The organism is Fusobacterium sp. (assembly GCF_030528405.1).
Classification (GTDB): domain Bacteria; phylum Fusobacteriota; class Fusobacteriia; order Fusobacteriales; family Fusobacteriaceae; genus Fusobacterium.
In genome coordinates, this window is record NZ_JAUMYY010000014.1 from 1 (window position 1) to 14,135 (window position 14,135).

The 14,135-nt window shown below is 29.6% G+C and carries 7 protein-coding genes; all 7 read right to left on the reverse strand.

The window, feature by feature from the left end:
- The coding region (locus Q4A58_RS03585; protein WP_368501105.1) for a filamentous hemagglutinin N-terminal domain-containing protein at window positions 1–7,340 on the reverse strand (7,340 nt) is incomplete at its 3' end.
- 26 nt (window positions 7,341–7,366) lie between these two features.
- Window positions 7,367–9,151 carry a ShlB/FhaC/HecB family hemolysin secretion/activation protein gene (locus Q4A58_RS03590; RefSeq protein ID WP_303116629.1) on the reverse strand — a complete coding sequence of 595 codons (1,785 nt, stop codon included), beginning with the start codon at window positions 9,149–9,151 and terminating at the stop codon, window positions 7,367–7,369.
- Window positions 9,152–9,351: 200 nt separating this feature from the next.
- Window positions 9,352–11,364 (reverse strand): sodium-translocating pyrophosphatase, encoded by a 2,013-nt coding sequence (locus tag Q4A58_RS03595; protein WP_303116631.1) that lies wholly within the window; start codon window positions 11,362–11,364, stop codon window positions 9,352–9,354.
- 76 nt (window positions 11,365–11,440) lie between these two features.
- A complete protein-coding gene (locus Q4A58_RS03600) occupies window positions 11,441–12,448 on the reverse strand; it encodes an FAD:protein FMN transferase (RefSeq protein ID WP_303116633.1) in 1,008 nt (335 codons plus the stop codon).
- Window positions 12,438–12,653 (reverse strand): DNA-directed RNA polymerase subunit omega, encoded by a 216-nt coding sequence (gene rpoZ / locus Q4A58_RS03605; RefSeq protein ID WP_303116634.1) that lies wholly within the window; start codon window positions 12,651–12,653, stop codon window positions 12,438–12,440. The genes Q4A58_RS03600 and rpoZ overlap by 11 nt, the downstream gene beginning before the upstream one ends.
- Before the next feature lie 9 nt (window positions 12,654–12,662).
- Window positions 12,663–13,211: a guanylate kinase gene (gene gmk, locus Q4A58_RS03610; protein ID WP_303116635.1), complete on the reverse strand. Its 549-nt coding sequence runs from the start codon at window positions 13,209–13,211 to the stop codon at window positions 12,663–12,665.
- Window positions 13,212–13,219: 8 nt separating this feature from the next.
- A complete protein-coding gene (locus Q4A58_RS03615) occupies window positions 13,220–14,095 on the reverse strand; it encodes a YicC/YloC family endoribonuclease (RefSeq protein ID WP_303116637.1) in 876 nt (291 codons plus the stop codon).
- Window positions 14,096–14,135 lie beyond the last annotated feature (40 nt).

Consider the following 14,135-nt stretch of genomic DNA (forward strand, 5'->3'; position numbering starts at 1 on the left):
TTATCCTGTCTATCTGCTATTCCACCTAGTATATGTGAAAATTCTTCAAATACTGTTCCTATTAATTCTGAGGTAGTCTTTATTTCATCCGTGTTTATTGCTATTGTTGTCTTGCCTGTTTCTTTATCTATAAAAGCTGAACCTATACTCTGCTTACTTTCTTTTGGCATATTAGCGCTATCTGCATAGATTACCTCTACATCTATTCCTAAGTCTTTTCCAAAGTTTTCTATTAGTTTTGAAAAATCTTTTTGTACATCATTACTGTTTTCTAAAATATTCTTTATATCATTTTCAAGTAAATTATTTATTGCAGTGTTTCTTCTTTGTTCATTTAAAAGTTCTATAAAGTTTCTGTTATCTTTTCCTTTATTGTTTATTGTATTAACTAAAACATTCTTTATATCTTTTAATTCTTGTCTTGCTTTATCTAACTTCTCTTTAAATTCATCAGGTTTAGCTATAGCTTCTATCAATTGCTTTTCTGCATAGATATCTGTTTTTGTGCTTTCATTTTTTGTTATCTCATTTGCCTTTGATAAATCTGTATTTATCTTATCTCCACTTGATTTATCTATACTTACATTTCCAACAACTGTATTTCTTGCTATTCTTTCTTTTTCTAAATCAGAATAATTTATTCCCAGTCCTGATGTTCCTACTGAAGCTCCTTTTGTTGTAAAATTTTCAGAATTTGCAATATTTTTACCTATATAGTTTTCTATTGCTATTTTCCCATTATCTACTGTACCTATTATTGAAGCTGTATTTTCTGCATTTTCTATTTTCAAATTAGAATCTTTAGCTACTATAAAGCTTGTTTGATTATCAACAAAGGCTCTATCTCCATTAGTTTTACTTGCGCTTATACTTCCTGTTGGAACTAAATTAGATGAAATTCCTATACTTCCTGATTTACTACCTCCTGTAGTTGTGCTTGTATTTTGTTTTGATTCTATCACAAGATTTTTAATATTTCCTGTAACTTTTCCGCCTTCTTGGTTAAAACCTGAAAGTTTCATTGTGTCTGTATTATTATGTATTTCATTTACATCTGTAAATCTTCCATTCTTATAGATTGTTTCATCTGTATTGGAATTACTTTTTGATGTGCTTGCATTTATAGAAACAGATGTACTATTAGCTCCATAATTAGTATTGCCTCCTGCTGCTCCCTTATTTAAATCAGGTGACAGTGATAAATTGGCGCTTAATCCTACTCCTTTGGAGCTTCCTTTTGAACGATAATAATTATTAAGCTCTACTGCTTCTTTTCTTATGTTTTCTACATTGTTATACACAAATGTTGTGTTGTTAGCTTCTGTTCCCTCATAAACAATGTTTTTATTGTTATTATATCTTATCTTTGAGTTTTCATCCTTAGCTGTTATTGTAGTTACTATTGCTCTTTCTGTATGTGATTCACTCTCTTGTTTTGATTTATTGAATCCAAGATTTGCACCTATTCCAAAATAGAAGTCATTATTAGCCTTAGCACTGTCTATTTCTGATTTGCTTCTTGCCGCTCCATTATTAGCTGCTTGTTTATTCCCTTGATTTCCTGCAAGACCTGCAACTGTTCCTGTAAGTGCATTCCCTACATTTACAAGCCCTCCTAATTTATCTCCATTTCCTATTTGTTTTACTGCATTCCTTGCTTGTCTTGCTCTATCAAGCGCAGGTGAACTTATATTTATAGATAAACCGAAGCTACTGCTCTTAGAGCTAGTTCTTATATCTTTTTCATCTTTTCTGGCTCCATATATTACATCACCGTTATTTATCGCTATATCTCCATGTGTGAAATTAGTTGCTGTAATATTTGCACCCTTGTTTAATACTGTTCCATCACCTAAGATAAGATTAGATTTTATATTTGTCTTATCTCTTTCGTCATAGTTAAATTCATTTTTTCCATAGCTTAGAGAAAAATTGGTCAAGCTTAAATTAGAAGATAAGCCTTTTTTCTTCTCTTCAAATATATATTTATTATATGTTGCCTTAGAATCTGTCTTTAGTTCTCCACCTATGTAACTATTTTTTCCTAGAGCTAAATTACTTCCTATTACTTCTACATCGCCCTTCATCACTGCTTTATTTTCTACATAGAGAGTTCCTGCTGCATTTTCTTCTCTATGTTCTAGCTCTTTCTTTGAATGTGATTTTAAGAAACCTTTTTCTTTTGATCTGCTCTCTGTGTCAATCTTATCTACATTTGAATCAACTTTTACTTTTTCTACATCTAAAATAGCATCCTTAGCTAAAACAGCTGAACCTTTAATATTTAAATTCTTAGCACTTATATTTAATTTCTCTGCCTCTACATTAGAGCCTATATTAGATTCAAAAGCATAGGAATTAAAATTATCTCCATCTTTTCCAAACTTTTGCTCTCCACTTAATTTTTGTGAGCTGATATTTACATCTTCTTTTACATTTATATTTAAATCCTTAGCCTTTGTTATTCCTGCTACACTTGTGTAGTTATTTCCTATTATATTTAGAACCCCATCCGATGAGATTTCTGCTATATCTTTTATTTCTGAGTGTCTTGTTCTATTTAATTCAGAAAATTCAGAGTTTCTTTCTATAACAGTGCTTTGATTTAATATATTACCATCTTTAGATATAACTGTTGCAAGCTCTGTTCCTCTAATTCTTCCGCCAATATTTTTTATATCCTTATCAGCTATTAAATATGTATTAGTTCCTGTTATTTCTGATAATTGATCAGTTAAGCTTCTATTAGTTATGCTCTTTGCTTCCACATAGGTAGTACCTGTATTTCCAATCTTAGCTCCAGTATTTACTAAATCTTCAGTTTTTATTGAAGTCAGCTCTGTTCCTGCAATTTTACTTCTGCTGTCAAGAGCTAAATTATCCAAAGTATTCTTTGCAAGATAAATTTTTGGCGCAAGAACATCCACCCCATTTACATTTTGTTGTACATACCAAATTATATCTTTTTTTAGATTTTTTATCTGTTCTGCACTCAGCTCTTCACCTATTTTTAAATTTAAAGCCCCCGCTTCAGCTTTTGCATTATCTATTAAAGATTTTACAAGCTCTTGATTTGATTTTCCATTTATAAAAGCTGTACCTAATTTTTCATGAATATTTTTATTTATAAGTTGATTTTCATAGAAAGCATCCCCAAGCCTTCTTACTCTATCCCACTTTTCTTCATAGCCTATTCTGCTTAAAAAGTAATCACTACCATAAAAACTACTTATATTAATATGTTTAGCCCTAGTTTCCATTAAATACTTAGAACTGGGAGAAACATTTTTAATAAATAGAGCACTATTAAGGTTTGGATCTATACTTATAGAGGAATTTTTCAATACTTCCTCCATCTTTTTTAAATTTGCATACACTTCTATATCAATATTTTGATTTTTTAAATCTTCTATAGAACTATTTGAATTAATTACTAAATTAGAATTACTTTTATTTATACCATTTTTAATATCTATATTTTTATTTTCTAATCTATTCCCTGCCAGTCCATTTTTTATTAAGCCATTTGCTTCTTCTATTGCCTGAGGCACTATAACTGTTGAATCTATTACAACATTTCTTCCTTCAATTACACTTGGCTGACCTGTTACATAACCATATCTTCCAACATACTCAGTTACAATATCATATACTTTTCTTCTTCTAGGTCTTTCATCAGAACCATATTCCTCATAAACCTGTTTTCCATTCTCATCTAATCTGGGTACTCTTTTAGTAATATAGTCCTGAGCAAAATCTCTGCTATAAGTAACTTCCATTCTTACTTTTTTTCTAGGCCATTTACCTGTTCTTTCAAATTTAATAAACATAGTCTCTTGACCCGTTTTTACCTTAACCTTTTCTCCAGTAGATACAATATTTTCAAGTCTGTTTGTTTTAATATTCACTGTATTACCAGCTGATATTATAGAGTCTTTATTAATAATTTCATCTGATTTTCCCCCTGTTTCAGATTCTATTATTATATCGTTTCCTGCAATTACCTTTGCATGCTCTGTTTCTCCTAAACTTCTTAACTTTTCTTTCAATGGAATTGTAGGTATTCTTGCACTTTTTGTTTTTTCTGTAAAATGACCTTTGTTTCCTAGATAACTTCTCATCAAGGCTTCATATTTTGGAAATAATAAAGAGGCATACTTATCATTTTTCACCCTTGTTGAAAACTCATTAAAGGCTTCTTCTTGTCTATCTCTTATATAATCTCCAGCATCTCCATCACTTCTTTTAGAATCTCCTCTAGAATGCCATCTTTTCCAATTTTCAATCTCATTTGCTTCTATTATTTTTCCATCCCAAGTTTCATAATAGCTTTCGTATTTATCTAGATCCGTAACTCTTCCTATATTTTCGAACTTTGATGTTTTTATATGCATATTATTTAATGCTTGCAGAAGTCCAACTTCATTTCTTATATATTTAGCCTTCAGCTCTACATTTCCACCAATTATTTCTCCTTCATGGTTAAGTATTTCTTTGGCTTTTATATTTAATTCATTTCCTGAAAAAACAGTCTTCCCTTTTTTATTCTCGACTTTTTCTTCTGCAGTCATTGTTAATTTATTAGCAGCTAAAACTAAATCATTATTTGTAATATTTTTTCCTTCAACATTTACAGTTTCACCACTTATTATTGCATTATTCTTAATATCTCCTTTTGCATTTATTTCCAATGTTTTTGAAGACAAGTCCTTATTACTGCTAAAGTCATTAGATGTTATCGCTATAAGCCCATTTCCTGTCGTCTTTCCATTATTTTCTATATTTTCACCTTTAATTATAAGGCTTTGATTTCCATGAAGTTCTCCAACTAAATTTATATCATTTTCACTTAAAAGTTCAACACTTTCCCCAATTATGCTCCCTGTATTGTCAAATTTTTTATTATCTTTCATTTCTATTACATTGGAAGCAATTTTCTTAGTATTTGTAATACTTGCATTATTTAAAGAAATTTTTCCATTAGAAAGTATATCACCTGAATTTATAACATTTGTGTTATCTGCAGTGATATTATTAAGAGCTGCTATTTCATTTGTATTTACAAGGCTTTCCGTTTCAAGCTTGATACTATCAAGTGCTAAAATTTTTCCATCATTTTTGCTAGTCTTTACCTTAGCATTAAGTTCTTCTACTTTAATATTTCCACTATTTTCTAATTTATTACCTACTACAGTAAGATTTTTTGACTCCACTGATTTCTTATTTATGAATGTACCTTTTACATCAATCTTTTCTCCAGCTGCAAGACTACCTTCATTTTCTAAATTTTCACTTGTAATATTCTCTTTTGCAATCAACTTATTTTTATTTTTTAGATTTTTTGTGCTAAAACTTTTATTTGTTAAAATATTACCTGTATTTTCAGTATCTGACACAACAGTTATATTATCTAGTGCCTGAATATCACCGCTATTTATTAAAGTTCCATCAATATTTAATTTCTTATCTGTTGCCACTATTCCACTATTATCAAGTTTCTCTATATCTATCTTTTCTTTAGCTATCAGCTTTTTCGTATTTTTTACATCTCTAGCTGTAAATGATGAATTTGTTAAGATTTCTCCTGTATTATTTGCATTTAATTTTACTTCTATCTTTTCAATTGCTTGAATTTTACCACTATTTTTCAAGCTTCCATCAATATGTAGATTTTTGTCTGTTGCTAATGTACCACTATTATCAAGCTTAGCTATATCTATTTTTTCTTTAGCTATCAGTTTTTCTGTATTTATTACATCTTTTGCTGTAAATGTTGAATTTGTTAAGATTTCTCCTGTATTATTTGCATTTGATTTTACTTCTATTTTTTCTATTGCATGAATTTTACCACTATTTTTCAAACTTCCATCTATATGTAAATTTTTATCCGTTACTACCGTTCCACTATTATCAAGCTTAGTTATATCTATTTTTTCTTTGGCTATCAGTTTTTTTGTATTTATTACATCTTTTGCTGTAAATGATGAATTTGTTAAGATTTCTCCTGTATTTTCTGCATTTGATTCTACTTCTATCTTTTCTATTGCATGAACTTTTCCACTATTTTTTAAACTTCCTTCTATAGCTAATTCTTTATTAGTAGCTATAAGTCCTAAATTTTCTAGTTTTCCTATATTTATATTATCTTCAACTAAAATATTCTTTGTATTTTCTACATCTTTTGCTTTCAAAGATTTATTTGTTTTAATATTCCCACTATTTACTAAATTTCCATCTACTTCAATTTTATCTTGAGCTTCAATATCCCCTGTATTTATTAATTTTTTTGTCTTTAAATTTTCTTTTGTATAAAGTTCTGCATTATTTTCAACATTTCCATCTAATATTATAGCTTTCTCTGCCTGTGTTAGCTTACCATCAAGTTTAATATTATCTGCTTTTATCTTGATATCTTCTTCTGAATAAGCCAATTCCTTTTGCTCATAATCCTTAGCTTCTACAGCTATTCCCTTTCCTTGTACCTTATTTACTTTTACTTTTCCATCAGCTGTAATCTCTAATTTGCTATTTTTAGACACTATAAAAGCATCAGAGTTTACACCTGCTCCCTTATCTGTACTTATTATTTTTATTGTATTGGCATACATTCCACCCAAATTACTAGCATCTATTGCAACTGCTGCTGGAGAAGAAGATTTTATTTTTTCAATATTTCCATTCTTGTCAACTTTATTTGCGCCTGTGACAACTTTCAAATCTCCTTTGCTTACTAAGTTTCCTGTTAGCTCTAAAGTTTTAGATATTATTTCAACATAGTTAGCATTAGTCAAATCCATACCTTTAGGCCCTATTGCAACATGCCCTTTATTTACATCTATACCTATAAAATCTCCATCTTTTAGCTTTACCTTACCTGTAGTTGCTGTAAAGTTTTTAATATTTATAGTTCCCGCCTCATTGATATAAATGCCATTCTCATTGCTTAAAATGACATTTACTTTTTCTCTACTCAATGCTTCCAAATAACCTTCTATCTGAGAACGATTGGATCCATTGACCTGTAAAAGAATTAAATTGGCTGCCTGATTTGCTCCTAAATTAGGATTTGCATTTATCAGCCCTGCTAAATGGCTACGCCCTGTGTTATCTGCATTATTTAAAACCTGTCCTCTTTTATCTACATTATAATCTAAAAATTCATTGATACTTATACCTCTATTATTAGGTGTTGATATATTAACTATAGGTACTCCGTTTCCTGCTTTATCTAGTTTCGTGTTATGTTTTGAGTTGGGATCTAAAATTATACTTCCTGCAAAAATTTCTATTGAATGAATTATTAAAAATATTGCCGTTATTACCTTCTTTAAAAAACTTATTTCTAAATTTCATCTATACTCCCTAATTAAAATTTCACTTTAATTGCCGCACTAAAATATATATCTCTACTTCTTGGATCCAAGTAGCTAGAATAATTTAAAGCTCTGGCATAGGCTATATCAAAATCAAAATACTTCATATTATATCTAAGACCTACTATTAAACCAGACATATGTCCTTTTCCATACTTAGAATAATTTTCATTGTTTTTTACAGTTCCATAAGAATGACTTATATATGGAGATAAGCTTCCAAATTTTTCCGAACTTAAAATTTTATATGAAAGTTCATTTTCTACTTCCACTGCCTTATCTCCTTGAATATTCCCTGTTCTATGAAAACCTCCAACACTTCCAACTCCTCCAATACTTTGCTTTTCTGAACCATAAAGTACATCATTTGAATGTGAGGCTGTTAAATTAAATCTATATGCTAATCTACTACTAATAGGTTTATAATAGTTAAGATTAAGACTATATTTATTGAACTGTGCCTTAGGTGTTGTAGCTATTTTCCCTTCATCTCTCTCTGCGCCCAGTGCTCTTAATCCTCTTTCATAGCCCAGTGAAACACCCAATAAACCTCTCCATAATGCTGTACTTCCACTTAAAGAAATTTCTCCTATTGAAAGAATCCTATCCGACAATATTGCTGTTTCAAGATAGTTTTCGTTATGCTTTCTTTTTAAACCTATTCCAAAGCTTATTTTACTCCTTTGATTTCTCCATAAAATTTTATCTATATTTACTGAAAAAGTATCACTGATAGATTTAAAATCATAAACTGTATTTCCTGCATAAAAGCTACTTTCTTTTTCTGTTCTGCTTTTTCCAAGGGAAAGGCTATAATCTTCATACTTCATTGTATATCTAAAATTATATATTCCTAAAACTCTTTTATAGGGTAGAACATCTCCTTTACTTGGATCATAACCCTTAGGACCTATTGGTAAAATTTCTCCAGGCTTTAAGGTATCAGGGCTTGCCTTCCAAGATCTGTCTGGATTTTTCCTATTGACTGTCATATATGAAAAATAGAGCCTATCCCCTATTCCTAAAGGACTATCTATATTTATGCTTGCACCTGCTCTCCAAATAGCATTCTGTCTATCTTCACCATGATTATTTGTGAGAAGTGAAAGAGTAAATTTCTCTTTCATTTGATTAGTAACTTTTATTATAGAGTGATGTGGCTTTTCACTTGGAATTATTTCCATAGTCATATTATTTGCTTCAAGATAGTTAAAATTTTCCGTAGTTGTATCTAAATCTCTAACATTCAAAACCTCTCCTGCTTTAGTTTTGAAAAGAAAGTGTTTTTTTAAAATATCCAAATTATCTTCTTCATCTAAAATAATCTTTTCTATTTTTCCTGGTACTATTTCTATATTTAAATTCTTTGTTTTCAGATCGTTATCATTTGAAATTGTAGCTACTGTAGTAATATATCCTTTTGCTATTAGTTTGTTCGTCAATTCTACTAAAAGATTAGTAATTTTTGCGCTACCTAATTCCTTAGCACTATACTTTTCAAGTATTCTCTCTTTTTCTATTTCATTTAATAATTTTTCTTCATCCTTTAAATTTATTTTGGATATATAGAATTTTACTTCATCTCCTCCCTCTTCTCCTTCATATTTTTCAAAATTTAAATTTTCAAATGTTTTTTCTCTTTGTTCAAATTCCTTTTGAATACGCTCTTGCTCTAATCTTTGTTCTTGCTTTAAAATAACTTTTTCCTCTTCATTAAAGGAAGCTGGAAAAATGAAACTAGCTAAACTTAAAAAAGTTATTAAAAATATTTTTTTCACTTTTCACCTCTAAATTATATATATAATATATTTAATATATTTTTGTTCTATTATATACTTTTTTTCTTTAGATAGCAAGCAAAAAAAAACTAAAGTGAAGAATTTTATCTTTCACTTTAGTTAAAATTTTTTATTTAATTTTTATAGAATTATTCACCTATTCTACTCACAAAAAAGTATAGAACCAATTTTTTTATTCTTTACATAAATTTAACAAACAAAGGTACTAACACTAATGAAACTATTGACATTAATTTTATTAATATATTCAAAGAGGGACCTGAAGTATCTTTAAATGGATCTCCCACTGTATCTCCTACTACTGCTGCCTTATGCCTATCCGATCCTTTTTTATCTCCCTTATAGCCAGCTTCAATTTGTTTTTTACCATTATCCCAAGCTCCACCAGCATTTGCCATCATTATAGCCATTAGTACACCTGTAACTAAAGAACCTGCTAATAAACCTCCTAAAGCTTTTACAGACCAAATTCCAATTCCAACTGGCACAACTATTGCTAAAACTCCAGGTAATATCATTTGTTTTAAAGAAGAATGAGTTGATATTTCCACACATCTCTTGTAATCAGGTTTTTGTGTCCTATCCATAATTCCTGGAAATTCTCTAAATTGTCTTCTTACTTCTTCAACCATTTCAATAGCCGCTTTTCCTACTGCTGTCATTGTTAAGGCTGAAAATAAGAAAGTTAACATTCCACCTATAAATAAACCTACAATAACTTCTGGGTCTGTGATATCTATTATTAATCTTTCAGCTGTTCTTGTATCAATAGCTTCCTTATATGCTGCAAATAAAGAAAGTGCTGTTAATGCCGCTGAACCTATTGCAAATCCTTTTCCTACTGCTGCTGTTGAATTTCCAACAGCATCTAATTTATCTGTAGTTTCTCTAACTTCATGTGGTAATTCTGACATCTCTGCTATTCCACCTGCATTATCTGCAACTGGCCCATAAGCATCAACTGCGACTACCATCCCTGTTGTAGCAAGCATTCCTACTGCTGCAATAGCTATACCATATAAACCTGCTGCTTTAAATGAAGCTACTATTGCTAAAGCTATAACAATAAGTGGAGCAACAGTTGATTCCATCCCAACTGCTAGCCCTTCTATAATAGCTGTTGCTGCACCTGTTCCTGCTGCATCTGAAACTCTATTAACTGCTTTTTTTCCTGTATCTGTATACAGACCTGTAAAATAAGCAATTACTAACACTGCTACTAAACCTGCTACTATTGCAAAAAATACTCCATTTGGAAGTCCTAAATAATTTATAATTCCATAAGAAGCAGCTATAGTTAAAAGTCCAGCTATTCTTGTTCCATTTTCTAATTTAGCATGAACTTTTGTTGCATCATCAGTTTTAACTGTCATTGTGGCAACTATTGAAGCTATAATACCAAACGCTGATATTAATAATGGTGCAACCATATAGGCTACTCTGTTAACATCTGTCATTAAAGCTGCTAAAGTTATTGTAGCTATTATTGAACCAACATAAGATTCAAATAAATCTGCTCCCATTCCAGCTACATCTCCTACATTGTCTCCAACATTATCAGCTATAGTCGCTGGATTTCTAGGATCATCTTCTGGTATTCCTGCTTCTACTTTTCCAACTAAATCTGCTCCTACATCTGCTGCTTTAGTATAAATTCCTCCACCAACTCTAGCAAATAAAGCAATTGAAGAAGCTCCCATTCCAAAACCTGTGACATGTTCTAAGCTAATTCCAACTTTAGTTGCTACTAATAAAATAAGTGAAAGCATAAACATACCTAGACCAACAACTGTTAATCCCATAACTGCTCCACCAGAAAATGCAACATCAAGAGCTTTTGCAAGCCCACCTTCTTTTGCTGCTATTGCTGTTCTACCATTTGCCTTTGTTGCAATTCTCATCCCTGCATTTCCAGCTATTGCAGAAGTAACAGCTCCTAAAATAAACGAACCTGCTGTTGGTAAGCCAATGAATGTTCCTAATGCAACCGCTACTACTATAACAAACCAAATAAGTATTTTATATTCAGCTGTCAAAAAAGCCATAGCTCCTTCTCTTATAGCATCTGTAATTTCTTGAACTTTTGGTATATTTATTTCATAATGTTCTACTTTTTTTGCAAAAAAGAATGCTGCAATTAAAGAGATTATACCAGAAACTATTCCTAAAATAAAAACCATTTGTAATTCCATTTTTCCCTCCATTTTTGATTTTATTACCTTGATATTATATTTTAATTTCTATCTATTTACAAGTATTATATGAAAATTATTTTTTTATTTCTTCTAAGTTAAAATTCTTAGTTTTAATTATGTTCATATCTTTATCAACTATCATAACCTCTAAATCTGTTTGTTTATCTACAAATTTTAAAACTTCATCGATAGGCATTAAGAAAAAAGCTGTGGAATATAGATCTGCTAAAAATGCGTCATTATTAATAACAGCTACCATTTTTTTATCATCTACAGGATAGCCACTTTCCTTATCTATAATATGGTGATACATCTTCCCTTCTATTTCTACATAAGTTTGATAGTCACCTGATACCCCTAAGGCCTTATCTTTCAAAGAAACGATCCCTATCAACTCATTCGGTAGTAAAGGATTCTGTAAACCTATTTTCCAAGGTTTATTATCTGGTTTTGTCCCTATTAGATCTATACTTGAAATTGAAGTTATAAAGGCACTCTTTACCCCCTCTGTCAGTAATACTTTTTTTGCTTGAGATAATGCATAACCTTTTAAAAAAGATCCTGTATCTATTTCTTTTAAAGGCTTTTGAAGTTTTAATTTATTTCCTTCTACAAGTAATTTATCAAAACCTATAAAAGTTTTTATAAATTCTATTTCCTGTTTAGTTGGAACTTTAAGTGTTAAAGAATCTATCCCTTCTTCAGTAAAACCCCATAACTTTAATAGAGGACCTATTGTTATATCAAATCTTCCATCTGATAAGAGATAAGTTTTTCTTACTTCTTCAAATATTTTTAAACCTTCATCATCTAAAATAATCTCTTTATCTTCTAACTTATTTAATTGATCTATTATACTTCCTTCATATTTACTGTTGAATTTATTGTCTATTCTTTCAATTTCACTAAAAGCTTTATCAGCTGCTTTTTTTGCTAAGTCAATATTTTTCTCATAGATAATTATTTTTATATAAGTTCCAAATAAAAATCTTGAGTCTTCATATTTCTGTAACTCAGTTTTTGTACAAGAAATTACAAAAAAAGCAAACAAACATAATACATTAATAAATTTAATCTTCATATCCTACTTTCCCTGCTAATATTTCTTTAAATACTTTTTTCATTTCAGTATCTTTCTTTTCATATTTTATAAGAGCCTTAGGTTCTGCTCCCTTTTCCATTTTTTCCTTTGCTCTTGCCCTTGCTCTTTCTCCACTAACAATCGTAAGAATATACTTATTTGGTATTTTATCTAATAACTCATCATAAGTAATTACTTTTTTCATATTTTTCTCCTATTTCTCAATAATGTTTATAAGATCTCTACAAGCTTGATTTACTTCTTTATTTATAATAGTAAATTGATATCTATCTTCATATTCTAATTCCTTCAAAGAATTTTTTAACCTTAAAGCTATAGTTTCTTCACTGTCAGTCTTTCTTCCTCTCAATCTTCTTTCTAGCTCCTCTTTATTTTCTGTTTTAAAGAAAATCAATTGGGCCTCTGGGAATTTTTGCTTTACTTGGATGCCACCTTGTACATCTATTTCTAAAATAATCTTTTCTCCATTCTGAAGTTTTTTTTCAACTTCTGATTTTAAAGTTCCGTAATAATTATTATGTACTTTGGCATACTCCAAAAATTCTCCATTTTTTATTTTTTCCTCAAATTCAGGAACAGTTAAAAAATAATAATCTATTCCTTCTTTTTCCCCTTCGCGTGGGCTTCTACTTGTTGCAGATACAGATAAATTTATTCCCAAAATCTTGCGAACTTCCTTGCATACAGTTGACTTTCCAGCACCACTTGGACCAGAAACTACATATAACTTACCTAAAGACATTTTATCTCCTATTCAATATTCATTATTTGTTCTCTCATTTTTTCAAGTTCATTTTTACTTTCAACTACCAACTTAGATATATCATACATATTGGCTTTCACTCCCATTGTATTAAACTCTCTAAATATCTCTTGAAAAATGAAATCTATCTTTTTCCCTTGGTTTTTATTTGACTCAAATTCTAAATCAAGTTGTTTAAAATGACTCTCTAATCTTAAAATTTCTTCAGTTATATCAACCCTATCAGCATATATTAAAACTTCTTTCAAAATATCTTCTTCTTTTATATCAATATCTTGACTCATAGCCCTAATATTAGATAATAATTTGTTTTTATAATTTTCAATAACCTGAACTTTCAATTCTTTTATTTGATCTAAATTTTTTTTCAACTTTAAAAGTTGAATTTTAAAAAATTCTTTTAGTCTATTTCCTTCATCTAATTTTGTCTTTATAAATTTTTTCAAAAGCTCTTCTAATTGCAAACTTATGAGTTCTTTATATGTCGATTCATCAATATCTAAATCTTGTTTTGATACTACTCCGAAAGTTCTGATTAAAAAGTCCATTTTATTTGAAAATTTATCTTGAAAATCCTCTTCCATTATATCTAGTATTTTCATACATGACTTTGCTAAATCTTTATCATACTTCAGTTCTTGTAAACTTTCTTTTTTATTTTCAAACTCTATTCGCAAATCAAGAGAACCTCTATCTATAACAGAAGCTATTTGCTGTCTTATAAAATTTTCAAGTAAAGTCAAATTATAAGGAAGTTTTATTTTTGTTATTAAATTTTTATTATTAACTCCTTTAAGTTCCATATCTATTCTAAAATCTTCATTTTCATAACTCAATCTAGAATAACCCGTCATACTTCTCATATAATCTGAACCTCCCTTCATAGAAATCTATTGTTTTTAA

Bases quoted from the DNA above. Each gene is read 5' to 3' on its own strand.
- Q4A58_RS03595 (WP_303116631.1), bottom strand. From the start codon at position 11,364: ATGGAATTACAAATGGTTTTTATTTTAGGAATAGTTTCTGGTATAATC.
- Q4A58_RS03600 (WP_303116633.1), bottom strand. From the start codon at position 12,448: ATGAAGATTAAATTTATTAATGTATTATGTTTGTTTGCTTTTTTTGTA.
- rpoZ (WP_303116634.1), bottom strand. From the start codon at position 12,653: ATGAAAAAAGTAATTACTTATGATGAGTTATTAGATAAAATACCAAAT.
- gmk (WP_303116635.1), bottom strand. From the start codon at position 13,211: ATGTCTTTAGGTAAGTTATATGTAGTTTCTGGTCCAAGTGGTGCTGGA.
- Q4A58_RS03615 (WP_303116637.1), bottom strand. From the start codon at position 14,095: ATGAGAAGTATGACGGGTTATTCTAGATTGAGTTATGAAAATGAAGAT.